General features: G+C 41.6%; 20 protein-coding genes. 7 read left to right on the plus strand and 13 right to left on the minus strand.

All coding sequences use genetic code 11. The annotated features are described in order from the left end of the window. From AC1DQW_RS02720 to AC1DQW_RS02745, 6 genes are all read left to right on the plus strand, one after another. On the plus strand, positions 1-1,746 hold the full coding sequence (locus AC1DQW_RS02720; RefSeq protein WP_477452728.1) for a DUF1565 domain-containing protein: 1,746 nt from the start codon (positions 1-3) through the stop codon (positions 1,744-1,746). Then, on the plus strand, positions 1,746-2,135 hold the full coding sequence (locus tag AC1DQW_RS02725) for a hypothetical protein (RefSeq protein WP_477452729.1): 390 nt from the start codon (positions 1,746-1,748) through the stop codon (positions 2,133-2,135). Before AC1DQW_RS02720 ends, AC1DQW_RS02725 begins: the two co-directional genes overlap by 1 nt. 30 nt (positions 2,136-2,165) lie before the next feature. Continuing rightward, positions 2,166-3,140, plus strand: coding sequence for an acyltransferase family protein (locus AC1DQW_RS02730; RefSeq protein WP_477452730.1), 975 nt, complete (start codon positions 2,166-2,168; stop codon positions 3,138-3,140). Between the two features lie 136 nt (positions 3,141-3,276). Then, entirely contained in the window at positions 3,277-3,516 is a 240-nt protein-coding gene (locus AC1DQW_RS02735; RefSeq protein WP_477452731.1) for a hypothetical protein, read from the plus strand. Next, positions 3,503-3,967, plus strand: a complete 465-nt coding sequence (locus tag AC1DQW_RS02740; protein ID WP_477452732.1) for a lysozyme — start codon at positions 3,503-3,505, stop codon at positions 3,965-3,967. The genes AC1DQW_RS02735 and AC1DQW_RS02740 overlap by 14 nt, the downstream gene beginning before the upstream one ends. Further along, positions 3,964-4,215, plus strand: a complete 252-nt coding sequence (locus AC1DQW_RS02745; protein WP_477452733.1) for a hypothetical protein — start codon at positions 3,964-3,966, stop codon at positions 4,213-4,215. The genes AC1DQW_RS02740 and AC1DQW_RS02745 overlap by 4 nt, the downstream gene beginning before the upstream one ends. Positions 4,216-4,285: 70 nt before the next feature. On the opposite strand, the gene AC1DQW_RS02750 is transcribed toward AC1DQW_RS02745, so the two are convergent. From AC1DQW_RS02750 to AC1DQW_RS02810, 13 genes are all read right to left on the minus strand, one after another. Next, complete coding sequence (locus tag AC1DQW_RS02750; RefSeq protein ID WP_477452734.1) at positions 4,286-5,362, minus strand: glycoside hydrolase family 76 protein; 1,077 nt, start codon at positions 5,360-5,362, stop codon at positions 4,286-4,288. 63 nt (positions 5,363-5,425) lie between these two features. Then, complete coding sequence (locus AC1DQW_RS02755; RefSeq protein WP_477452735.1) at positions 5,426-6,586, minus strand: glycoside hydrolase family 76 protein; 1,161 nt, start codon at positions 6,584-6,586, stop codon at positions 5,426-5,428. A gap of 69 nt (positions 6,587-6,655) precedes the next feature. Further along, on the minus strand, positions 6,656-7,792 hold the full coding sequence (locus AC1DQW_RS02760; protein WP_477452736.1) for a SusE domain-containing protein: 1,137 nt from the start codon (positions 7,790-7,792) through the stop codon (positions 6,656-6,658). Between the two features lie 40 nt (positions 7,793-7,832). Further along, on the minus strand, positions 7,833-9,464 hold the full coding sequence (locus AC1DQW_RS02765) for a RagB/SusD family nutrient uptake outer membrane protein (RefSeq protein WP_477452737.1): 1,632 nt from the start codon (positions 9,462-9,464) through the stop codon (positions 7,833-7,835). 10 nt (positions 9,465-9,474) lie between these two features. After that, the gene (locus AC1DQW_RS02770; RefSeq protein WP_477452738.1) at positions 9,475-12,882 is read right to left on the minus strand and encodes a TonB-dependent receptor; all 3,408 of its coding nucleotides are present in this window, start codon (positions 12,880-12,882) and stop codon (positions 9,475-9,477) included. 206 nt (positions 12,883-13,088) lie between these two features. Beyond that, positions 13,089-14,048: a FecR family protein gene (locus tag AC1DQW_RS02775; protein ID WP_477452739.1), complete on the minus strand. Its 960-nt coding sequence runs from the start codon at positions 14,046-14,048 to the stop codon at positions 13,089-13,091. Positions 14,049-14,151: 103 nt separating this feature from the next. Further along, entirely contained in the window at positions 14,152-15,867 is a 1,716-nt protein-coding gene (locus tag AC1DQW_RS02780) for a tetratricopeptide repeat protein (RefSeq protein WP_477452740.1), read from the minus strand. 141 nt (positions 15,868-16,008) lie between these two features. Further along, positions 16,009-16,599, minus strand: a complete 591-nt coding sequence (locus AC1DQW_RS02785; RefSeq protein WP_477452741.1) for an RNA polymerase sigma-70 factor — start codon at positions 16,597-16,599, stop codon at positions 16,009-16,011. Positions 16,600-17,091: 492 nt separating this feature from the next. Continuing rightward, complete coding sequence (locus AC1DQW_RS02790) at positions 17,092-19,644, minus strand: phosphocholine-specific phospholipase C (protein ID WP_477452742.1); 2,553 nt, start codon at positions 19,642-19,644, stop codon at positions 17,092-17,094. A gap of 112 nt (positions 19,645-19,756) precedes the next feature. Further along, positions 19,757-20,920 (minus strand): TIGR03364 family FAD-dependent oxidoreductase, encoded by a 1,164-nt coding sequence (locus tag AC1DQW_RS02795; protein WP_477452743.1) that lies wholly within the window; start codon positions 20,918-20,920, stop codon positions 19,757-19,759. Beyond that, positions 20,917-22,257 (minus strand): DUF5690 family protein, encoded by a 1,341-nt coding sequence (locus AC1DQW_RS02800; RefSeq protein ID WP_477452744.1) that lies wholly within the window; start codon positions 22,255-22,257, stop codon positions 20,917-20,919. Before AC1DQW_RS02800 ends, AC1DQW_RS02795 begins: the two co-directional genes overlap by 4 nt. Before the next feature lie 3 nt (positions 22,258-22,260). After that, positions 22,261-22,947, minus strand: a complete 687-nt coding sequence (locus AC1DQW_RS02805; RefSeq protein ID WP_477452745.1) for an HAD hydrolase-like protein — start codon at positions 22,945-22,947, stop codon at positions 22,261-22,263. Positions 22,948-23,223: 276 nt separating this feature from the next. After that, positions 23,224-23,802: a helix-turn-helix domain-containing protein gene (locus AC1DQW_RS02810; RefSeq protein ID WP_477452746.1), complete on the minus strand. Its 579-nt coding sequence runs from the start codon at positions 23,800-23,802 to the stop codon at positions 23,224-23,226. Between the two features lie 267 nt (positions 23,803-24,069). On the opposite strand from AC1DQW_RS02810, the gene AC1DQW_RS02815 reads away from it, so the two are divergent. Continuing rightward, the gene (locus tag AC1DQW_RS02815; RefSeq protein ID WP_477452747.1) at positions 24,070-24,654 is read left to right on the plus strand and encodes a phosphonate degradation HD-domain oxygenase; all 585 of its coding nucleotides are present in this window, start codon (positions 24,070-24,072) and stop codon (positions 24,652-24,654) included. Positions 24,655-24,804: the final 150 nt, after the last annotated feature.

Consider the following 24,804-nt stretch of genomic DNA (forward strand, 5'->3'; position numbering starts at 1 on the left):
ATGAGTGCAACATATAATTGGGCGTATAAGCCTGGAGTGGCTAATAAATACGGATTTGCAATACCGAATTCGGCTGACAATGTTAAAGCCGCAAATTTTTGTTACGTAGCAATGTCAGGAAACGACATAACAGGTAATGGTAGTAGACAACTTCCTTTTAGGACGTTAACTAAGGCGCAAAGTCTAACTTCGCAGGGTGGAGTAATTATAGTTGGTAGCGGCGTTTATAGGGAGCAAATTCCCTATTTCAATAATCTCAATAAAAGTTGGATAGGCGATGGCGATGTTGTGTTTGATAGTAGTTTCCATGGATTTTTTCAAACGGATAACGGAGACAATTCATTTTATAATATAACACACAGAGGTGCCGGGGGATATGTGCAACAACCGGGTACACGTACAACATTAGTTTACGACTGTATTTTTGATAATATTGCTATTTATCAAGGCTATACCACTATCATAGCCAACTCTATTTTCTTGAATTGCAACGTGCCTATAAACTTAGAAAGTGGTAATCTAACCTTATCGAATTGCACGTTTTATAAATGCATATCAGTTTCCTTCGGCAATACATTGCAAACGGCATTTTCTAACCTATTTTATCAATGCAATATATCTGCTAACAATCTTACCAATATGGATTTGCTAAGATACAGCTTGTTTTATCAATGTAACTTTAAAATGACAGCTGGTATATCAAGTACCGGCGGTGCTCTTTATCCGAGCGTACCGAGTGGATTTACATACTTCTCAAATATTGCCTCTTTAGTTTCCACGCTGAATTCACTTTCTATATTTAACACGTTTAACGGTTCTGCCATGGGCGACCCTCTGTTTAATAACGCGGCTATAGGCGACCTTAGCTTAAATTTCGCAAGTCCAGCAAAAAACCTTTCTTACTTCGGAACCTATGTTGGTGCAAAATCAATCGCATATCCAATAAAAGCCCGTGCAACTGAAAGTGTAGGTGCTTTTGAGTTTGCAAGTGCGATTAATATTACGGTAGCTGATGATAGTATAACATTAACCAACCCGGTATTAGATGCTCAAATTGACACTAATGTTATAGTAAATACATTGGGTAGGGAATTGGCGAACTTTCCGTCTTACGGTTTTAACGCTGATAGAAACGGCCAATATATTGATAGCATAGCCGATTTAGACGCTACTACTAAAAGCACTTCGGATGCGTTAACCGTCGGCATGCCTTATATAGTTGAGGTTGGGGCTATAGTTTACAATGGTGCAACTTATCAACCCGGACAAAGGTTTACAACAGTAACCGGACAAACGTCGTTTACTTCCTTTGCTTCCGGCGTGGTTCGTGAAATTCTTGAAGCACCACAACGACATACAATTATGGCAAGGTTTAGCGATGGCGGCGCAAACATCACTCCCGGTATGGCCTTGACGGTCGGCAATTATTATTACATTGTATCCGGGTCGATTACTTATAATGCGGTTAATTACAACGCCGGTGATGTATTTAAAGCAATTGACACAAATGCTTTTTCCGGTTCCGATATGGTTATAGTAGCATTTAGCAATGAAAGCTACCAGCATTACGAACCAGGGATTCGGCCAACATCCAACAACACTGGCGACTTGCGCACTGGTTCAATTATTCGAGGTAACGGCGACCCCGCTTATGTTAGAGGCGGTATAGGTATACAGGAATTTCCGATAAACGCAAAGTTCATTCAGATAAGATATATTATTAGATTCAATAATTTAAAACCATAATGGCTTATCAGATTTTAAGCGGTGAAATTCAACCAGATGTTTTATACGAGGTTGTTGGTACGCAATCAGTAACTTACAATTTCATAAGTTATTCAACTGGTCAACAGTTTAAAGGTATAAGAACCATAAAAACATTTACGTATTCAGGCACCGGCACCCAGGATGTAAATGAAGTTCTTCAACTTTTTGGAGGTGCAATTGAATATGTGGAAACCTCGATAGATAACTCGTCTTTTGCAGATAATACCTTGTTAAAAGGTATGGCAGTTGAATTTGCTCTAAACGATGCGGAAAAGATTGTAAATGAAGTAACCAAAATACAAGGGTTTGCCATTGAACTAATTGATTATCCATTTTATTCGTTCGAGATAATGGAAACCAGGTTGTAAATCGCTTTATAATTTTATATTGCGCTCATAATGTCAGAAAAAAAAACAAAAATCAACAGTATAATTTTACTTAGGGCTATTGCCGCTATAGGTGTTTGTTTTGTACACATACAACTGGCAACCGGGCTTAATATTAATCCTTTTTTTGACTATATAGTTATCAATGGTCAACAAGGTGTAGCCGTTTTCTTTGTCATATCGGGTTTCGTTTTGCCTTATTCTCTATTTAAAAAAAATTATAGAATTAATGACTTCTTCAACTTCATATTAAAGAGGAGTGTGAGGGTAGACCCACCGTACTGGTGTTGCATCTTGGTTTTGTTTATTTTTGTCCCTTTACCGCTTTCCGATTTTGATATAAAATCCGTTTTCTTACATGTAACCTACCTTGTTCCGTTTGTCAAATCAGCACATTGGTATAGTGATATTTTTTGGACACTTTCGATAGAGTTTCAATTTTATATTATACTTGGTTTACTTTATCCAGTATTAAGTCGTTTACATATTTCGCTGTCTATATTAATTATTTTACTACTTAGTGCTTTGTGTATTAAGTATACCGTAAGAGGTATAATAATTGGCAATGTCTATCAATTTGCTTTTGGCTATATCGCTTTTTTGGCGTATACTAACTTATTAAATCGGAGGTGGTTTTGGATTGTGTTTATTTTGTTTAGCATTTATATAATTTTGGCAAAGTCGATTATAAGCGGCGTGGTTCCAGCCTTGACTGTAACTTTTTTAATTCTTTACAAGAGAAGTACTAAGGTTGCTATACTGAGTTTCTTAGGTAACATATCTTACTCACTTTATCTTATTCACATACCCGCCAGCTTAATAACAATTAGATTATTAAGCCCTTCATTAAAAAATTCAGGTATAATCGCTATCGCTTGCCTGTCCTTTTCTATTTTAATTGCCTATCTATTTTATGTGTTAATTGAGCAACCGGCATTAAAACTTTCAAAAAGCATCAACTTTCATAAAGATGAGAGCGCACGTTAGCATTTTTTTATAGCATTAAAAAAATGCGCAAAACAGGACAAATGGTTTTATATTTTTCGGTCACGTCGTTTTGACGATTTTATATGGTTAATAAATTTAACCATACTACTTATAAAAAATATTACCCCCCTCAACCATGGAAAAAAAATACACGTTCTGGCAACGTATCACCGGTGATACGCCCTTATTTTTTAAAAAAGCACAGATTTTGGGTGCGGGGTTGGTAACCCTTTCGGTTTCGTTAAACGGAATTGGAATTATACCACCAATCATTACCGCCATAATGGCCACAGTTGGTACCACTATAGCTGCTGTTGCCCAGTTTGCAGTAAAACAATCCGTACCTGGTAATACAATTAATAATGAAACTAAGTAATAACGGAACTAAACTGATTAAAGCGTTTGAAGGTTTAGTATTACATCCATACAAAGATGTAGCCGGTGTATGGACCATCGGATACGGTTCAACCAGTTATCCTGATGGCCGTGTTGTAAAAGCAGCCGACAAACCAATTACCAAAGCACAGGCAGATGAGCTTTTTGGTAAAACGCTTGAGCAGTACGAAAACGCCGTAAACAAATCTGTGCATGTGCCGCTTACCCAAAACCAGTTTGACGCACTGGTTTCCTTCACTTACAATGAAGGTACCGGGGCCCTAAAACAATCAACCCTGTTAAAAAAACTTAACCTTAAAGATTATGCAGCCGCAGCCGAATGCTTTTCGGCCTGGAATAAGATCACAGATCCGCATACCGGAAAAAAAGTGGTTTGCGATACTTTAACAAAACGCAGGGCAAAAGAAATTAATTTATTTAAACAGCTATGACAACGCTTGAACAACACGAAATAAGGGGCATTACCCTTAAGAACATCTCAGTAACTATCATTAGCACAATAAGTATTGTTGTATCGGTTATGACAACTTATTTCCAGCTAAAAGGTGATATAAAAGATGTACGAGCAACCCAGGAAACTCAAAACCGCGTCAACGAGATAAGACTAAAAGTCCTCGAGGGTGAAGTGGCCATATTGCAACAGGAAGTACGGGAACTGAAAGACAACAAAAAATCCTGAAAAAAAATAAAATGGACATAAAATTAAGACATGTTCATTTTTCAACAAAAAATGAACATGTCCTTACCTGCTAATCCATCTTCAGGTTATCCAGCCTTGAATAGATCTCCAGCATGGCAGCCTGTTCAATTAATGTTTTTACTTTTTTAGGACCTAAAAGATTTTGATTGTCTTTTTCTTCGGTCCAGGTGCGGTTGGCATCATCTACCAGGAATTTTAATTGAGCTTTGTTTTTATCAACCTTATACAACTCAATATATCCCCGAAGCAATACCGCGTTAAACCAATAGTTACCGGGTAATCTGCCATTTTTATAAAAATGTTTTTCGGCGGCTTTGGCTACACTCTGCGCGTCATCTAAATAATTTTTGTCTTTAGTGATATTGTACAATATCACACCCGACTGCAGCATGGTACCCGCGTTATACGTATAATAAGCCGAATCAACTTTCATCGATGGTACTCTTATCGCATCATAATAAATGCCCTTGGGCGATAACAGGTGTTGCTTTGTCCAGTTGTAAGTTACAATGGCAGTATCCAGGTAAGCCTTTTTATGGGTTGCCTGGTAAAGCTGTAGGGCAACAAGAATAGCCGGACCATTTGAACAGGTGTTCTTTCCCTTTTTATTCCCTTCAACCCAGTAAAAACCGCCGCCGCCAACCATGTCATGGCCAGATAGCAGGAAACGGAAGATCATTTCGGAAGTATGAAGGTATTCCTTTTTGTGGTTACGGGCATATGCATCCATCAAAGCAATGGCCACCCACTCGTTATCATCATAAAAACGGGAATCTGCTTTTTCCTTTACCACCATAGCCTGGTAACCCGGCACCGGTGGTTTGGCTGAGTAATACTGATCAATAGCTTTCATAACCGGGGCTATGTATGTTTTTGATGGCTGACCTGCTTCCATTTCGTTAGCAGCCTGAACCAGGGCACACAATGGCCACAAGAACGAATGATTACCCTTATTGGTTACCGGATCATTTGTTTCAAAATACAGGTTTGCCTTTTTATCATAAAACTTATCATAAATATTTTTATTGATGATGGCAATCCGGCTTTTATAATCGGCAGTAGTTTGGGCGGTTGTATTTAAAACTATTGCCAGGCAAAAAGAGATTATTGATATAATGTTTTTCATAAATATGGGTAGGATCGGTAAAAAATATCTTCCGGGGTTTAATACCCGGAAGATATTTCAAATTTAAAACTTACCATCGGCCTTTAATACGGCGGCGGCTTCTATCATCATTACGCCACTTAATTGGGTAGTCAGATCGGTAGTTGCAGATGGCTGGCTCTTCCAGTCGGGACTCACAAAAAGCGCCGGGCGACTGATGCCTTTTGTATACAGGGTTTGCGCGTTATATTTCAAAAACTTCACATAGGCATCACGATCTGTGGCACCTACCGCGGGTTCCTGGATCAGCAAGGTAAGGTATCTAACCAAAATCCCTTTAAACAAGCCTCCATCGCCCTGCCCTTCTGATTTCAACAATCCGCCGGGAGAGATATCGGTGTCATTTATAGTAGCTGTAGCATTGTGTACTGCATCGGCCAGGTAATCGGCATTATTGGTTGCCTTATAAAGTTCCAGAGCTGCGCCCATATAAACTCCCTGGTTATAGGTAAATTTATTTTTGCTGATTTGCCCGTCATGGTTACCGTTTATACCATCCCAGATGATGCCGCTTGCCGGATCAACCAATGTTGCCTTTAGCCATGTGTAAAGTTCTTTGGCTAATGTAAGATCGGCGGCATTGTTTTTTAAGCGATACAGGCGGCAGGCAAATATAATAGCCGGTGCGTTGGCTGGCGTATTTTTATAATCAGGTTGCGATTTGCGCCAGGCTATTCCCCCTCCCTGGTTATCATTGTTGCCGGTTTTTATATCCGTCCATAAGGTGTTGGCAGCATCCAGGTAATCATTGTCACTGGTGGCTTCATAAGCACGCAGACTTGCCAGGGCCAGCCATTCCATATCATCATAGTATTCGTTTTGATATTTATTACCGTTGGTGGCGCGCGTACCGTTTAGTAATGATTTCATCCGCTGTTTGTAAACCTCATTTTTAGTTCGTAAAAAAGCATCGGTAAAAATATCAAGCGTATGCGCCTGTGGCCAATAATTGTAATTGGTGTTTCCCGCATTATTCTGTATAAAATAATTTCCGTTGGCCGATAAATAGGTGCTATAGGTTTTATCTTGTAAAGAATCGGCTGTGGCTGCAAACTTATAATCTACCGTAACAGTTGGCTTGTTGCCATAAAGCGGAAAGGGTTTATCCTTAAAACACGAGGTAAGCATTAACGGAACCATGCCAGCCAATACTACCCGTTTTATATTGTGAATTATGATCTTCATAAACTATAGTTAAATGTTTTATTGTTGTGCAACTGCATATAATCGCAGGTGCACAACATATAATTTTTATTACTTAACAGTAACCTTGTGGGTATAGGCTTTAGCATCGGCGCTAAAATCCACCACGATATCAGCCGTTTTATTATCGGCTGCCCCTGTAAATTTGAAACAGTAATCGTATTGCGAACTGTTAACAGGTACCATATAATAAAATGATGCAGCTGTATTGGCATCCGGGCGGTTATTATCAGAATTTGTACTTCCGTAAAACTGTGTGGTAGTTGTGCCCGCGGCATCCTTTAAAGTAAAACGGAATTTATAACGCTCATCCCTTCCCCATGATTCCTGGTGAAACACGATGGATGCATTATCAATTTCCCATTGACCATTACTTTTATAAGGCAGATCAAACCAGATCTTGTTATCCGCGGCAAACCATAAACCTACAGATACTACCTGTGTTATAGTTGCCGACGCTGTCGTAAAATCTACTACTACTTTTTCTATTTTGGTATCGCTTGTAACTGTAGTGCTGCCATCCTTTAATAACTTTACACCGTCAATTGAATAAGTTGCAGGTGTGCCTGTGTTGCGCTCAGCAAAATGATATGTCCCGGCTTTTAAAGAGGTGTAAGCTTCAAATACACCGGTAGATGTTTGCTTTAAGTGCACGGCTTTACCCAGGTCATCACCGCCTTCGGTAGCAGTTCCGGTTAAATAAAGGTCGGCAGGAATTTCACTGAACCCGGCAGCACGCTCAACCTCAATTGTACGCGACAAGCTGCTTTTTTGTACATTGATACCTTTTGATGACATTACCGTCCATTTTAATTTACCTGTTTCCTGTGGCTGGATTCCTGCCAGGTCGGCAATTTTGTTCAGGTCTTTAAATGAGATGGTTAGTTTGTTGTATAAGCCGTTACCATCTGATGGCATAGTATATAAAGGTTTTGAGAAATCGCCGGTAGCTTTATCAAAAGCAACCTCATATACTACAAGGCCGTTATCTTCGGCTTGTGCTTGCTCCMACTCAAATGATGCTGAACCTGATGCGGGTTCAAGCTTTATAAATTTGTTATCGGCCGGGGCAAAAAAGTTATTTACTGCCGATACCTTTGTGTGGTTAAGGGTTTTATCTTTTTTACAGCCGGATACAATTATTAATGCCAATATGCCTGCCATAAGGCAGAAAGTAATTTTTTTCATGATCTTAATTGATTATAATTTTTTATAAATAATTATTGAACTACCAACCTGGGTTTTGCGTAAGATTTGGATCAACAGCACGCTCATCGCGCGGCACCGGCCATAAGTAAGCCTTACTTTTATCGAAGCTGCGCAGATTAGCCCTGATGTACCCGTTATCAACAGATAGCGGACCAAATTTGGCTCCATGCGCCCAGCCGTTTAGTACCACCTCGGCTGTTTTCCACCTGCGGATATCGAATATCCGCAGACCTTCCATGGCCAATTCACTACGGCGTTCGTTACGAATGATATTACGCAGATCGGCCTGTGCCGCGCCACTAAAGTTAAGTGCAGGCGCATCAGTAAACCCGGCACGCGAGCGGATGGCTTTTATAGTTTTATCCCAAACACCGGCATCCATCTGGCCAAGTTCATTTTTAGCTTCGGCATACATGAGCAGTACATCAGCATAGCGGATCAGGATCAGATTTAAACCCGACTGGAAATTTACGGCAGATGTAGGGTCGTAATATTTGCGGATGTAGTAACCTGTTGGTGAGCTTACTTTGCCTGGTGCATATTCATCCAGTTTATCCGCACCAGGATCTGATCCGGGTTTGGTATAAATGGTTTGGATACTGTTATCAGGCTTTTTCCATTTATATAAATTGTATACAACGGTATTAGTCATCCTTGGATCACGGTTTACATACGGATTATCCTCGTTATAGCCAGATCCGGCCTCGCTAATCTTTTTGCCATTATCCATCAGGTAACTGTCAACCAGTTCCTGGGTTGGGGCAAGGGCGTTTAAACGGGCACCCACGGCCAATGGCGCAAAATCAAAAAACTGGCTGTATGTTCTGTCGTTAGGTACAAACTCCAGATCAAATATCACCTCGCTGTTATACTCGTTTTGCGGTAAAAACAATCCCTCGTATGATGGGAATAAGCTGTAGGTACCATTGGTATTATCGTTGATCAGTTTTTCGCAGGTAGTTGCAACATCCTGCCAGCGGCTGTCGTAAAGGTAAACCCTTGCTTTGAGCGCAATGGCGGCTCCTTTGGTAATTCGGCCCCTATCGGCTACAGCATACGCTGTGTTAACCGGCAATGCCGCTGCCGCTTCATCAAGTTCTTTCAGTACAAAATCAATTACCTGGGCTTTTGGCGTGCGGGCAATTGTTTTTGAATCATCAATAGTGACGTCTTTATCAAACAAAGGCACATCACCAAACCAGGTAGCCAGTTGAAAATAATGATAAGCACGAATAAACCGGGCTTCGGCCTTCATCCTGTTTTTAAGGCCGGCATCCAAAGCTGTTACCCTATCCGCATTTTCCAAAAATATATTACAGGTTTTGATGCCTGCATAGTGGTATCCCCACTCCTCTTTAATACGTCCCAGCGAAGGATCATAAGTTCCGGCTGCAAGCGACGCCACCCCATTGGCATCGCCGCGGCCGTTATACGCATTGTCGCTCATTCCTTCGTTATAAAAAAAATAATCGCTGCGGAACATTTGTGAATAGGCAGTATTTAATACGCTCTTTGCTTTTTCTGCAGTTGTCCAGAAATTGGCATCGGTAAATTTATTTACCGGCGCCAGATCGAGTTTTTTACAGGCCGAAACTATAACAGTTACCAGGGCCATAAAAAACAAGGTTCTATATGTTGTTAATTTCTTCATGTATAATAAATTATAATGTTACATCAATACCAAACCCATAATATATCGGCGTAGGGTAAGACCTGCCACTATTTGCCCCGCCACCTTGTGGTACATTGGCGTTACTGGTAAGCTCGGTTGATTCGGGATCAAGGAATTTCATACCTGAGAAAGTGAGCATATTTTGACCAGACACATAAGCCCTAACCTTATGCATACCTATGGCTTTGGCAACACTTTGCGGTAATGAATATCCCAAAGTCACGTTTTTAACGCGCAGGTATGAACCGTCGAAAATGTACATATCAGATCCCCGCCTGAAGTTGTTGGTATTTGACTGGCTGCCGGCGGCGGCAAGGCGCGGATAACGGGCATCAGGATTTTGAGGTGTCCAGTAGTCCAACTGGTGCTGATAGATCACCTGTGAGTAGTTAAAGTGGAATGGCTCAACCTGTTCGCCACGTACAAACATGCTGCGTTTGCCTACCCCCTGCATAAACAGGTTAAAATCGAAGTTTTTAAAGGTAACATTGTAGGTAAACCCAAAAGTTAAACGAGGAAAACCGTTCCCTAAAACAAACCTGTCGTTATCATCAATAATCCCATCTTTATTAACATCCACATAACGGTTATCACCTGGCGAAACAGTTAAACCGGCAGGTTTTGGCCCGTTAACAATATCATTCAGATTTTGGAAATAGCCATCGCGTTTTAACCCAACATATGAGCCAATTGGCAAACCAACTTTATTAATCAACTGCAATTCATCATACGTTTTTATCTGGTCGCCGCCTTCAAGATATAATACTTTGTTTTTGGTATCGGCTACGTTGAAGGAGAAAGAGTGATTGAAGTTTTTGCCTGATAAACGGTAGTTAACGGTTAGTTCCCATCCACGGTTTTGTACTTTACCGGCATTATAGTCTGGTACCTGGTTCCCGCTTACGCCATATACTCCTGGTATAACTGGAGGAAGCAAAATATCCCTGGTCACTTTGTTGAAATAATCGGCTGAAATCGTCAGGGTGTTTTTTAAAAACCCCGCATCAATACCGGCATTAAATGTGGCCGCGCGTTCCCAGCGGATATCAGGGTTTGCAATTAATAAAGAAGCGCCGCCAACGCCTGCATTATTAAAACCATACGCATTTTGGAACGGACCATAGGTACGCTGGTATTGGTAATCGCCCACATTCTGGTTGCCCAAAATACCATATGATGCCCTTAGTTTCAGATCGCCATAATTATCCCGGTAATGCTGCATGAAATTCTCTTCAGTAATCCTGTAACCCACAGATCCGGAAGGGAAGAACGCATTACGGTTTTGCGTATTAAACTTTGATGAAGCATCTAACCTGAAATTAAACTCTCCATAAATTTTATTCTGGAAATTATAACTGGCACGACCAAAAGCAGAGTTCAGACTGCTTTCGGTAGTATTGTTATTGGTTGCCGATGACGATGGATCGATGATGGTTCCTGTAACAGGAGTACCAAGTTCCGGGTCGGTATATTTAAGACGCAGATAATTGCTTTGATTGGTTGATGATTCATTAGCCACCCCTATCAACACATTAACATTATGCGATTTGTGGAATATTTTAGTATACTCCGCTATTACCTGTGTGTTCAGGAAAAGGTTTTTGTTATTATCGTCATTGGTGTTCCTGTCGGCACCGTAAGTCCCCTTCGGGAAATAATCAACCTCTATCACCCGGCCAAACATGTGGTTTGCTAAAAGTGTTCCGCCAAAAACACCTTTCAGTCTAAAATCTTTGGTGATGGCCAGCTCGGCGTTTAAATTACCAAATATGTTATCGTTATCGCGTTTGCGGTAACCACCTGCTTCTAATATTCCCAGCGGGTTAAACTCTGTTAATACGTCATTGGTCAGATACCTGCCCTGGTCGTCTTTTATTTTATAATAAGTGGGTGTTCTGCCCGCGTCAACTATAAGGGTTGATGTATTGTAGGAATGTTCTTTTATTTCGGTGCGTGAGTACGACAGGATACTTGTAAGCTTTAACTTACCGTACTCACTGCTTAAATTTATCCGGTAATTGTAACGGCGCAAGCCATAATTTGGCCCAACTAAATTGCTGTGCTGATCTGTTACCCCTGCCGATACAAGATATGATGAGGTTGCATTACCTCCTGTTAAAGCCAGGTTATGATTTTGCAGTACAGCATTCTTTAAAATAGCATCCAGGAACCATTGCTGATCGCCCTGCTGCTGAAAATTGCGGATATCCTGCGGACTATAGATGGGTTGCAAACCAGCATTCACAACGGCCTCATTCCTAAGGATGGCATTTTCATAGCTGTGCACCGGCTTGTACCCTACGTGCGGCTCCTGCACACCAGCCTGCCCATTGTAGCTTAATTGCGTATTTGAATTTTTCTTCCCCTTTTTAGTAGTAACTAATATCACACCGTTTGCCGATCTTGAACCGTAAATGGCGGCGCTACCCGCATCTTTTAATACAGAAACGCTTTCAATGTCCTGTGGGTTAAGCAAATTGATATCGCCACCGGTTATACCATCTATAACCACCAGCGGACTGTTATTACCCAACGTGCTCACACCGCGAATATTAATATTGGCATAAGCCCCGGGCTCTGAATTGGTTTGCTGAATGATAAGATTTGGCGACGTACCCTGCAAAGCCTGAGTTAAATTTATCGATGGCTTACCCTCGATAGCTTTTGACGAGATCTGATCGACGGCGCCGATAATATTGGCGCGTTTTTGTGTGCCATAACCAACCACAACAACCTCGTTTAACGAAGTACGTTCAGGCGATAGCTGCACGTTTATGGTAGTTTGATTATTTACAAATACTTCTTTGGGCGTATAGCCAATAAAACTGAATACCAGGATCTCGTCGCTGCCTACATTGTTTAACGTAAAGGTTCCGTCGGTATTGGTAATGGTACCTGTTGTGGTGCCTTTTATTTTTACACCAACACCAGGGAATGGCAGGTTATTTTCGTCGGTTACCTTACCCGTTATTTTAATGGGGACCGGCGGGGCCTGCTGTATACCTCCCGGATTATTTTCCAGCTCGGTTTTTTCGTCGATAACAACTACATCATCAATAATTTTGTAGCTGAGGTTAAATGGAGTTAACACCTCATTAAGCACCTGTTTGATGCTTTTATTTTTGGCGTTTAAAGTCACCCTGTATTCCGGCTTCAGTACATTATCTGCGTAAGCAAATTTTATATGTTTGTCGGCCGAAATTTTATCAAGAGCATCAGTAAGCTTTGAGTTTTTAAGCTTAAGCGTAACTGATACCTCTAAAAATTTCTGGCCAAATGAATCATTTGCAACGGCCGAGAGGCACGTAAAGCAAACAACAAAGCAGGCGAGCGAGGTAAATTTCATTAATATTATTACATAACGAACTACTCCATTTGAAAATAGAGATATATTCATAGATTTGAGATAATTAAAGTGTTTGAAATTGAAGTGCTTTGTTCTGAATTGGACCTCGAAACGTTGCACTTATTATTAACCTGGCATTTTAAGCAACCCTGTTCAAATCCCTTTGATCAGGGTTTTTTTTATGTATTTATGTCATCATTCTTTTTTTAATTTAGGTTAGCTAATAATTGGTTATATTTTTTACTAATCGGTTTAATTTAACAGCCTTTACCCTTCAAACGATATCCGGAACCCTCCTGTATGGCTTTACCTTTCACCAGCTTGGATATGATCTTCATGATATTTACTAAGGATACATTGGTAAAATTGGCCGAGATAGAACACTTCACTAAATTGATATCGGCATTAACTTTCACATTGAAACGGTGCTCAATAGTGTTTAAAACTTCGGGCAGCGGCATGTTTTTAAATACCAGGTCGCCGTTTTTCCAGGCTGTGAGCACCTGCACATCCACCATCTCTTTTTTAACCGCCTGGTTGTTATCTCTGTTAAACACAACCTCCTGGGCGGGGGTTAAAAAAACGGTTTGCGATCTTTTTGCGTTATTGGCCGTGCCGATAACACCTACTTTACCGCTTAAAACATCAACTTTTACAAAATGGTCTTCGGGGTAGGCTTTTACATTAAAGCTTGTACCCAGCACCTGGGTACGGATGGCGCCGGTATGCACAATGAACGATCTTTCGGCGTTATGGGCCACATCTAAAAATGCCTCACCTACCAAAGTGATCTCTCTTTTATCGCCGCGAAATTTTTCGGGATAGATTAGCTTGCTGCCACCATTAAGCCAAACCTTTGTGCCATCTGCCAGCGTTACGTTTATTATTTTCCCGTTAGCTGCGGCAATTTGTTTATTAGCGATGGGAGATACATAATCAAGAATGTTATTACGATAAATATATGCCGAGAAACATAAACCGGCAAACAGGGAAGCAGCAACAAGCCATTGCTTTTTAAAGGTTTTAATTTTGTCCGATCCATCAATTTGCGCAGTGATTCGGTTGTATACCTCATCGCTGTTAAATTCAACGCCATGGTTGTTAACTTCGGGCGTATTGCCCAAATCAAGCTCATCAAAATATTGATTTACGATTTCTTCCTGCAAAGATTGGTCCTTCGCGGTGATCTGCTTTTTCCTGAAATTAAACTTTCTCATGGTTTATATATGCAGGATGCATTCAACACGCCCTACCCCCCAAAGAAGTTTAAAGTTTTTTTTTGATTCTTCCTAAACTCTGCCCAATTGGAGAAAATTCAATTCAATTCATAAAAACTGAGCTTGCCGGCACAACATCCGCATGCGAAAACGAACGGAGAAAGCCCGATTTATATTCAGCCAGTTTCTCTTTCTGGTTTTGTGCCTTCAGGCTTTGATACAATCCTAATAACGACCATCCGTTACCAGGATTGTGTACCAGGTCTTCCCGGTAAACCTGTTCTGCCAAGGTATTATCATCGTTTTTTAAAAGGTAGGCGCCCAAAAATTGCCGTGCGGGAATAGGCCATTCGGCAGGCTCAGCATAAATCATATTATCTTCCACTTTTACCGCCTTGTTAAGGTATGCAATACCGCTTTCATATTTGTTTTGTGCCAATAAAATCGCCCCGGCCAGTATATTTTCTGCTATAGTGGCTCCTTCTAAAGCTGTATTAAAAGGAATACGCCTGCCGTTTAAAACAGGGTTATTAATATTACTCCGCAACAACATTAGCTGCCTGCTGGCAGAATCTGGCTTACCGCTATAAATAAAGGCCAATCCTTTTGCAAAATTTTTCAGTACCTGGGCATAAGCCCAACCTGGGTCTGGTTCAACATTGTCCTTCAGTATTTCGTCCCATTTACCAAGGCGCACCATGGTAAGCACCGGCATCATATACAAATACTGTGAATAATTATCATCCGGCGCAGGCGAAACGCTATTCCTGCAATGTAAAGCAGCATCCATGCCTTTTGCATACATCCCCCCACTAAAAGCACAATAAGTTTGCACCGCATACAGGTGCGGTATGGCTTTGGCAAGAGAAATATTTTTTGCAATTGAATAATACGCAAGGACACTTTTATTGGCCTTGTCATTGGCATCTACCCCCTGAAAATACAATCCGTTTCTTTGGTAAACATGGCTCGCCATATGAACCATATGCCCTACACCAGGAAACAGCCTTTTTAAAGGTTCGGCATTTGCCATAACCGCACCGGGGTTACGGGATGCCTCTACCAGGTGAATATAATAATGCAAGGCAGCAGGATGCTCGGGGTTTGCTTTCAAAACACTTTTACACAGGTCAACCAGTTCTGGTGTCCATTCTTTTGACGATCCATCGGTATTCCAAAAATCCCAGGGATGTATCAGCATTATCGCATCTATATACAGCATTTTTATGTCCACGTCTTCGGGATACACCGATATCAGCTTCTTCATACCTTGCGCATAGGCATTTTCATCATGGGTAGTTTGTTCCTGTCCCACCGGATACCGTAGCTTCATAACCCTGATGAGTGCTTTTTCTTTTTCGGTTGCATTATTAGCATTCGCGTTTAATTTTTTTAAAACCGCGGGCAATCCTTTTGGCACAATATACACGTTAGCATTATAGTAAGGGCCCATGCTTAATGCCTGCCCCCAATAGGTCATGGGCGAAGAGGGGGCAAATCGGGCCGCTTCTTTGAACGAGGCTAATGCCTCTTTCATATGGTAACTATAATACATGGTTAAACCCTGGTTAAAATAAAACCGGGCGCTGTCATTATGGGTTGAAATAGCGTAGCTATAATGCCCCCAGCCCGGTAATTTTACAATGAATTTTCCCTGAGCGGTAGTATCCGCATCACCAATGGCCGAAGGTGAGCCGCAAGTGACCACATTGGTTCTTTTAACCTCTTTTTTGCCGGGTAACTTTTTGATTTGAAATGCAAACAAATATGTTCCTAACAAAAGAACAGGGAGTGCGAAAAAAAGCGATACCTTTTTCATTTTCAGCTTTTTAAACAGATTTAACGATAAACAGGCAACCGGCAATATTTTTAACTGGAGTTGGATGAAAACTACAAGCCTACATTGGTTTAACAAATTTAAACAATAGTTTTTTAAATAATCATAGGATAGAATTATCTCCTAAATTATCATATGCACCAGCAGCAAGGCAATCACAGCTGGCAAATAATCTGTAAGCCCGGTACGCAGGTAACGCAAGGCTATCGTGATCTGGTTTTCGACAGTTTTTATGGAGATATTTAAGCGGGAAGCGATCTCTTTGTTAGATAGGTATTCCTTACGACTGAGGGTAAAGATCTGGCGGCATTTTTCGGGCAGCCGGGCAACATTGCTTTCCAGCAGCTGGCTTATGTCATTTTGAAGGAGTTTGCTATCGGCGGTGTATTTTTCTATCAGCTCTTCAATAACTTCCAGGTTAAGCGTGGCTTTTTTGGTGCGGATATAATAGATAACCCGATGCCTGATAGCTACTTTGAGGTACGCTTCCACCGAAGTGATGTTTAGCTGGTTTCTTTTTGTCCACAAATCGATAAACAATTCCTGCACCAGGTCTTCGCAAACATCGCGGTCTCTGAATAGATTATAGGCAGCATGAAAAAGTTTGGCCGAATATCTTTTATACAGCAATTCAAATGCCTCACGGTCATCCAGCCTTAGTAAATCTAACAATTTAGCATCGGGCCACATTTGATATTCCTTACCTGGAAGCATAAATGGACTGTAAAACGGTTTCTGAATTGGATAGGCATAATTACAAGATTATTTTTAAATAAAAAACTTTTTTTGTTTCAGGCAAATTTTGCTCCCTCAGGGGGCTCCCTGATGCCATTAAGTTAAGAAAAACAGCGGAAGATAATTTCTCGCAAAGACGCTAAGGCGCAAAGAAAAAAAGCAAATCGCGGCCCCTGAGCGGACAAAAAACAAACCGGCAGCTTTATTAAAACTGCCGGGGCATTAATATTTGGGGCAATAGTACAAAAGCTTATTTCGCCGTCTTCTTTCTTTTTATACGATAAATTATCGCTGCTATTAAAATAATTAAGATAGCAACATGCCACCACTTAACAGTATAATTGATATAAAGCCCGGTTGATATTACTGAATCGCCCTGCAATTGCTGAATAACACTAATTATCATCGTGATTTGGTTTAAGAAACCAATCTAACAAAAAAAACTTATCCAGTGTTTATCCGCCTATTTTACTATACCACTCTTCCCATCAACGGGTCGCTAAAGCTATGTTTACCGGTTTCAACGCGGCCGGCGTACCTTTTTTCGAAAGTGTGACCACCGGTTACTTTCACACTAAAATCGTACCAGCCATGGCTTTTAGCCAGATCAAGCGCCAATGCGTTTGTACCCTTTTTATTTAATAATGTTTTATGATTGTTGGTTTTATAACCATGATCGATAACTTCAACAGTATAAGCTTTATCGGGACTTAAATTAGATAGTTTCAGAGCGATATTGCCGGTTAGTTTTCCGGCCAGTTCCTGGTATTCGCAGGCCACATCAGCTAATGGATCGGCTTCAGTGCCTTTATACTCACGGAAAAAGCCGTTTGGCCCATAAACACGCAGGTGGTATTCACCGTTCTCAAATTCGTGTATTGGCCATGTATCGGCTACGCTATCGCCTGCAGTAAGCGCGTAGGCCCAGGTGCGCAAAGGCTCCATTTGCTGCGGATCATTAAAGCTTGCATATTTACCGGGCGCATAAACATTAAATGCCGAGCCTAAAGCTTTATCACCAAATGCCTGTTTACTTGCATTAAATCTTATTTCGAAAGATTTTTTATCAGCACTTAATTTACCATCTGCGTACAACTGGTATGGCAGGGCCGATGACGGTTTTATGCCCTTTTCCTGTTGGGCCATATAAGGCGAAGCGTACGGATCTTTGTTGATCCCGGCTATTTCATCGGCAGTGAGCAGTTTATAGGTGGGCAGTTTTTTAAATTTGGCCATGTGGATACTTTCGTAAAAAGCATCTTTAACAACAAACTCAGGGTTGGCTATTTTTTCGCCGTTGTATGGGCGAAAAACAGAGGTTAGGTCACCGCAAACTGTGCGGCGCCAGTTGCTGATATTTGGTTCAACTACTTTTTTACCTGTTTTTTTGCTTAAAAAATTCTCCAGGAATTGTAGGGTTGAAGTATGGTCAAAAACTTCGGAGTTTACCCAGCCCCCCTTGCTCCATGGCGAAGCAATTACCAAAGGAACACGATAGCCTAAACCAATAGCGCTTTCACGATCATAAACTTCGGGAAAATTGTCGCGGGCTTTTTCCTGTTCAAAGGTTACAAATTCAACGCTGGTATCAATTCCTTTTGAAACTTTGCCTGTTCCCTCTTTATGCGGATGAGGCGCTACAAACGGCGGCACGTGATCAAAATAACCGTCGTTCTCGTCGTAAGCCAATATAAAAATAGTTTTTTTCCAAACTTCGGGGTTTTTAGTGAGGATATCCATCACCTCGGATACATACCAGGCGCCATACCAGGCCGAGCTGGGGTGATCAGAAAAGTTTTCGGGTGCCGATAACCAGGATACAGTTGGCAAGGCCCCGGTTTTTACATCCTCCCTAAACTGGTGCAGCACATCGCCTTTGGGCACCAGTAATTCGCGTTCGGTACCGTTATCATCATATTTCAGGTTAACCAGTGTGCGGTAATGCGGATCATTGGTATTGGTTACAAAACCTTTTTGATGCAGATTTTTTTCGCGTTGCGATAGTTTGGCAAACTTACCCGGATCAAGGCTGGCCATATCTTTTTTGATATTATCCAGGTCGCGTTTTTTTTGTTTAAGCTGTTTTTTAAGATGATCGATATGCGCATCACCGGCAGGTAAGGCAGCAATTTGTTTTTCAACATCAGCTATCTCATCCGGCAAAAGGGTAAATCTTTTTTGCAGGTGCGCTATATGCTTATCGTAAAGCTTGATATTGTACTGACCAAAAAACTCTAAGGGGTTATCCTGGAAATTTGATAACCAGGGATCTTCCTCACCCACAAAACCGGTATCAATAGCTATTTCGTTCTGGTAATGTTTCCATGAAATACTGTGATCTTCCAAACGCTCGGGGAAAGTAGCCCAGTTGAGCGTGCCATAATCCATATCATCATTCCAAACATGGGCACGGGAATTTTCATGCTGTTCGGCGCGGATAGTTCCGCTCCAAAAGTATAACCTGTTGGGGTTGGTGCCGGTAAGCGACGAGCAAAAATTCTGGTCGCATACAGTAAAGGCATCAGCTAAAGCATAATAAAAAGGGAGATCCTCGCGGTTATAGTAGCCCAGCGTTAAAGGCATGTGGCTATACTCCTTTATGCCGTTTTGTTTTACATTAAGCCACTGATCGAATTTACCATCATTACGGGCATTAACCTGGTTGGCCCATGAGTGCGGTAACGACGACATCCATGTAGCTTTGGTCCCCTTAATATCCAAACGGAAAGGCGCATAAGTTTCGCCTTTATTATTGGTTTGCAGCCAAACCTTGTTTTTATTTGGCAGATCGATAGCCCGCGGATCATTATATCCGCGCACCCCCTTTAACATACCATAAGTATGGTCAAACGAGCGGTTTTCCTGCATCAGGATCACTATGTGCTCCGCATCCATAAAGGTGCTGCCCGGGGCCGGGTTTATAGCCATCGCTTTTTGAATAGATTCGGGTAAAACGCCGGCAAGCCCCGCCGCGCCGGTTAGTAAAGCCGCCTTTTTAAGAAAATCTCTCCTTGAGTCACGCATGTTTTTTTATTTAGACCATTTAGACCATGGTCAATAGTCCATAGACCATGGTTGTTGTTTGAATACAATATCTTATCCGACCATGGACTATCGACTATCGTCCATGGACTAATCATCTTTTAGCAATTACCTGTTCGCACAAACCTAACGAAAGCGTCATCCCGTTACCGCCAAGACCATTTATGATGGTTACACCAAGCTCAACATCCACAATTAATTCGGTTGCCCCGTTGGTCATTTTTGGGTAGATGCCGTGCCATGATTGCAGGAGATTCCAGTCCTTAAAATTAGCAAAGGTGTGTAAGTATCCGGTTATTAAATTATTAATAAATGCTTTGTCAAAAGGGTCGTGCACCATGCCGTACTCATGCGAATCGCCTATGGTAAGCTCTCCGTTGCCATTTTGCGATACCATAACGTGAATACCCCAGTTAAGGTGTACAGCATATTGCTCTTCATAACGTTTGCGCAATGCGGGCAATGAAGCCGCCGCCTGGAAACCAGGATAATGGATCATGGATAAACCACCGCATAACGATGGACCAATGCGCCATTCATCCGGCTGGCTAACCAAACGCATCATTTGTAACTTACACTTGGTAATTTCGGTTTGGGCAAAAAGTTCGGGGTATAAGGTTTCAAAGTCGGCACCGCTGCAAACAAATATTTCATCGGCCTGCCAGCTTTGGGTACCCGAGGATACTTTAGGGTGCTCAATCCGGCTGATGGCCGTGTTCCAGTGAAACTCCACCCCAAATTTATCGGCCAGGTATTTTGCTACCTGCCCCACTGCCTCCCGCGATTCGATGATCATTTCCTCGCCGCTCCATAAGGCGCCTTTTAATCCTTCGGTATTTATAGCCGGTGATTTTGAGATAGCTTCGCCAGGTGTTAATAGTGCACAATCGCGGTGCAGGTGATTAGCCTCTACATATTCCTTTATCACTTGTAGCTCATCATCATGATAAGCCAGGTGTAATGAGCCTACTTCATTATGCCAGATATTGGCTTCGGTACAAATGGTTTTCCAGATGCTGCGCGAGAGCATAGCACGCTCAAACATTGGTCCGGTAGCCTGCCCTATTGGCCAAATCATCCCGAAATTGCGGATTGATGCGCCAACCGCACGTTCATTACGTTCAAACACGGTTACTTTGTAGCCGCGTATGGCAAGGGCCCGGGCGGTTGCCAGGCCTACTATGCCCGCGCCTATGACTATCGCAGAGCCCCCCGGCCCCCTGAAGGGGGAGCTTTTTGAATTACTATTTTCTTTCATTTTGTTGTTGTCATTAAGTCGTTGTTCGTTAAATCGGCGTTTTGAATTTTGCCTTTTGAATTTTGACTTGTTTTAGCGCTTTGCAAAAAGTAAATGAGCGATAATGCGCTGCAAATGCCGCCTACCACTGCTACAACCATTACGCCCTCTTTAAAAAATGTGCCCCAGCTAATGTTTGGGCGACCTAACTCTTTGATAAACAAAATGCTTACGCTGCCCAGGTAACCCATAGAATCGGCTATGTACATAATGAAGCCTACGTTGCTGCGGTAATTAAAGGTAGCTATCATCCTATCAAAAAATATAGCATTGTAAGGCACGTAGCCCATATAAAGGCCAAGGCCGGCCATGGTCATCCAGCTTACCGGGCTAATCATTTTAAACGAGAATAACAGGGTTGATACACCTACCAATACACAGCCACCTATAATAAACAGGTGAATGATGCTGAAAGCCCTTAAATTCTTTTTTACAAGGATAAGCAGGCTCATGCCAACCAAAACTATAACGGAAATAATGGAATCTATATTGGTGTAAATGCTATTACTTTTTACGCCCAGGTCGGCCCAGATCTCTACTTCAAAATTGTCCCGTACATCGCGCATAATGGTAAGCAGCACATATATGATAATGGTGAGGATAATGCCAGGTAAAAACCGAACCAAAAACTGCTTACGTTCGGTTGCGTTCATAGGGCTGCGCTCTGCACGCAACTGCTTATCCCGGGCAGTTGGGGCAGGCATCAGTTCCATACAAAAAACAAAAAGTAACAGGGGTAAAACAAATAAAGCGCCTGTTAAAAAAGGCATATGATATTCGTTCACATGGAAAACCGTGAGCAATGTGCGGCCAACGGTTTTTACAAAACCCGATGCAAATATCAGGCTGATAGATAGTACTGCTGCCATAAACTCGGTTGAGCGACGGCCTTCAAGGTAACCAAAAACCAAACCCCAGATGAGCCCCAACGGGAAGCCGTTAAGGAATAGGAAAATAATATTCCACGGTGCCGGTACAAAAGCGAAGGCAAGCAAAGCTGCCCAGGCAAAGCCGATAAGTGCTAAAATATAACGCCCCCTGGTTTTGCTGTTCACTTCGGCAATAAAGCGAATACCGTAAAATTTGCTTAAGGTATAACCTATTACCTGGGCTATTACCAGCCACACCTTATAATCAACATGCAGGTATTGCTGTCCGGAAAAGGTCCCGGCTGCAAAAGCTTTACGGAAAGCATACATGGAAGTATATAAACCAAATGCCGAAACCGCCGCCATAACCGATAGCAGCGAATATGGCCATTTGGCAACTTTTGCACGTAAACCGTCAATCAGGCTCATTGCTTACTGGTTTATAATATCAATAACCTGTGCTATATCGTCAATAATATGGGTGGGATTGTAGGTTTCCAGCTGGGCGCGGGTAAATATGCCGGTGGTTACGCCAATTACATATTTACAGCCGGCATTTTGTCCCTCACGTACGTCAACCTCGGTATCCCCTACTTTGACAACTTCCAGCGGATCTGTTATGCTCCCCTCCATCATCATTTTTTGGATCATATACGGATGCGGGCGACCAAGTTCTACCTCATCCGACCCAACAACGTAGTCTATCAAACCCTTTTCGCGCCATTGTAAACGGTTAACAATTGTATCGGCAATATCGCGCGAAAAACCGGTATTTATGCCTACTAATACGCCTTTTGCATGCAATGCAGCAAATGTTTCTTCTACATTTGGAAGGGGCTCAATACCTGGTTCGTATTGGTAAAAATTAATCATTTGCTGCACAAACTCTTTGTGAATGGTGCTTACCAGTTCATAAGTTATAACAGCTGTGTTTGCTTCATGCTCATGCAGCATTTTGCTAATGGCAAGGGTCTTTTCGTAACCCATTAAGGTGTCTATCTTTGATAACTCAACCACATACCCCGATTTTTTCATGGCAGCCTGGAAGGCTTTGCTTACTTCATGATCATCCTTAACCGTGGTGCCGGCTATATCAAAAACAACTAATTTAATACTCATAAACAAATATAAAATGTTTAGCAATACTAAACTTAATTTATTACCAGCAAACTAATTTTGTGTTAAGGTTTGGTTAAGGTAGTCAGTGGTGAGTAGTGAATGGTGAGTGGCTGATTGGGGTAAGTTTATCTGCAGCCAGATTGTGCAGATACTTCAGATTATCGGATTTGCTAATCCCTATTCCACAAATCCGGTTTCAGACAAAAAAGAATATTCACCTATTCAACTATTACTCATCATTCACCACTGACCACGCACCACTCACCACTCACCCCATCATTTCTTCTCTTCAAAAAAATAAACAACCAGCATACTTGCGGTTGTTGTACCCAGGTTTTTGGGTGTATGGGGGATGCGGCCATCAAACAACATCGAATCGCCCTGGTAAAGTTTTACCTTGTCATCATTAAACTGGTATTCAATTTCACCGCTTAAAATGTACTTGTACTCAAACGCTTCGGTTTCCGCCATCGGGCGCGATGCATCAGGTTCCAGCTCAAGTATTACGATGTCGACAGTTGATTGTGTTATTAACTGGGTAAAGATTCTTTGATAATGGAAGCCCGCAGCATGTTCCTTTTCAAAATGCTCATACTCGGCTTTGCGCTTTACCAATACCGGCACAGGATTATCTTTTGACCGGATACCCTTAAAAAACTCGTTCATATCTATTTCAAGAGCTTTGATAATATCTATCAATACAATAAGCGATGGTATAGTACGGCTGTTTTCTATCTGCGATATTAGTCCTTTACTTACATTGGCCCTGATAGCTAATTCCTGAACGGTTATATTTTTTTCTCTCCGGCGTTCCTTAATGCTGTTACTGATCTGTATCAGTATATCCTCTTCCATAATGTTTAGTATTGGTAAACATGCGCAAAATAAAAAAAAATTGTCAAGCCCCCCAACCCCCTAAAGGGAGAGCTTTTGAATTGCATGCTTTTAATCTGCTGCATTTATAATTGCTAAACGACTCTAAACCATATTTTTATATAATAAATAACTATACTAATCAAAAAGCCCCGTTTTTAGGGGATAAAGGGGCCTGCCGTTATTATTCATAAACATTTAATAATAACATAACCTCAATCGCCTTAATTTGCAATAAAATCTACCAACATGACATTTTCCTTATACGACCCGCGGGCTGTAGTAAAAGAAGTATTTTCACTTTATGAAAAATTTGGCGACGAAGACTACATAGGTGAGCCGGTTTCGCAGTTGGAGCATATGTCGCAGGCTGCAGCTTTGGCACAGGCCGAGGGACATGATGATGAAGTAATTCTGGCTGCTTTTTTTCATGACATTGGCCATTTATGTGCCGAAGCCGGTGAAGCAGAAAGTATGGATGGTATGGGCAATGTTGATCACGAGCAAATTGGTGCCGATTTTTTGCTGGAACGCGGTTTTTCTGAAAGAGTAGCTAACCTGGTACAGGGACATGTAATTGCCAAAAGATACCTTACCTATAAATATCCCGAATACTATAACTGTTTATCTGAAGCAAGTAAGACAACCCTCAATTTCCAGGGAGGTGTGATGACGGCTGACGAAGCCGCTGATTTTGAGCTTCATCCCGATGCCGAACTGATTATCAGGCTGCGTTACTGGGATGATATGGCCAAAGAAATGAATGTGCCGGTAGATAACATACAATATTTAAAAACTATCGCGCTTAGTCATTTACAACAGGTTAACTCATAAAACATTCATGTTAATTTTTTGTAACGGGCTTGTGATATTACCGTTACAAAAACCACCTGCTTAACACAGGGTGAACAAAAGCTTAAGTATTGCTTAATGCTAAATTGGTTTACTAATAATAAACAAAGTTTAGTATTGCTGCATGAAAAA

This window comes from Mucilaginibacter sp. P5_A4, assembly GCF_056400605.1.

What these genes read in the sequence shown, in the direction of transcription:
- AC1DQW_RS02765 (WP_477452737.1), bottom strand. Translation starts at nt 9,464, where the DNA reads ATGAAGAAATTAACAACATATAGAACCTTGTTTTTTATGGCCCTGGTA.
- AC1DQW_RS02780 (WP_477452740.1), bottom strand. Translation starts at nt 15,867, where the DNA reads ATGAAAAAGGTATCGCTTTTTTTCGCACTCCCTGTTCTTTTGTTAGGA.
- AC1DQW_RS02745 (WP_477452733.1), top strand. Translation starts at nt 3,964, where the DNA reads ATGACAACGCTTGAACAACACGAAATAAGGGGCATTACCCTTAAGAAC.
- AC1DQW_RS02725 (WP_477452729.1), top strand. Translation starts at nt 1,746, where the DNA reads ATGGCTTATCAGATTTTAAGCGGTGAAATTCAACCAGATGTTTTATAC.
- AC1DQW_RS02795 (WP_477452743.1), bottom strand. Translation starts at nt 20,920, where the DNA reads ATGAAAGAAAATAGTAATTCAAAAAGCTCCCCCTTCAGGGGGCCGGGG.
- AC1DQW_RS02735 (WP_477452731.1), top strand. Translation starts at nt 3,277, where the DNA reads ATGGAAAAAAAATACACGTTCTGGCAACGTATCACCGGTGATACGCCC.
- AC1DQW_RS02740 (WP_477452732.1), top strand. Translation starts at nt 3,503, where the DNA reads ATGAAACTAAGTAATAACGGAACTAAACTGATTAAAGCGTTTGAAGGT.
- AC1DQW_RS02775 (WP_477452739.1), bottom strand. Translation starts at nt 14,048, where the DNA reads ATGAGAAAGTTTAATTTCAGGAAAAAGCAGATCACCGCGAAGGACCAA.
- AC1DQW_RS02810 (WP_477452746.1), bottom strand. Translation starts at nt 23,802, where the DNA reads ATGGAAGAGGATATACTGATACAGATCAGTAACAGCATTAAGGAACGC.
- AC1DQW_RS02815 (WP_477452747.1), top strand. Translation starts at nt 24,070, where the DNA reads ATGACATTTTCCTTATACGACCCGCGGGCTGTAGTAAAAGAAGTATTT.
- AC1DQW_RS02750 (WP_477452734.1), bottom strand. Translation starts at nt 5,362, where the DNA reads ATGAAAAACATTATATCAATAATCTCTTTTTGCCTGGCAATAGTTTTA.
- AC1DQW_RS02755 (WP_477452735.1), bottom strand. Translation starts at nt 6,586, where the DNA reads ATGAAGATCATAATTCACAATATAAAACGGGTAGTATTGGCTGGCATG.
- AC1DQW_RS02730 (WP_477452730.1), top strand. Translation starts at nt 2,166, where the DNA reads ATGTCAGAAAAAAAAACAAAAATCAACAGTATAATTTTACTTAGGGCT.
- AC1DQW_RS02800 (WP_477452744.1), bottom strand. Translation starts at nt 22,257, where the DNA reads ATGAGCCTGATTGACGGTTTACGTGCAAAAGTTGCCAAATGGCCATAT.
- AC1DQW_RS02805 (WP_477452745.1), bottom strand. Translation starts at nt 22,947, where the DNA reads ATGAGTATTAAATTAGTTGTTTTTGATATAGCCGGCACCACGGTTAAG.
- AC1DQW_RS02790 (WP_477452742.1), bottom strand. Translation starts at nt 19,644, where the DNA reads ATGCGTGACTCAAGGAGAGATTTTCTTAAAAAGGCGGCTTTACTAACC.
- AC1DQW_RS02720 (WP_477452728.1), top strand. Translation starts at nt 1, where the DNA reads ATGAGTGCAACATATAATTGGGCGTATAAGCCTGGAGTGGCTAATAAA.
- AC1DQW_RS02785 (WP_477452741.1), bottom strand. Translation starts at nt 16,599, where the DNA reads ATGCTTCCAGGTAAGGAATATCAAATGTGGCCCGATGCTAAATTGTTA.
- AC1DQW_RS02770 (WP_477452738.1), bottom strand. Translation starts at nt 12,882, where the DNA reads ATGAATATATCTCTATTTTCAAATGGAGTAGTTCGTTATGTAATAATA.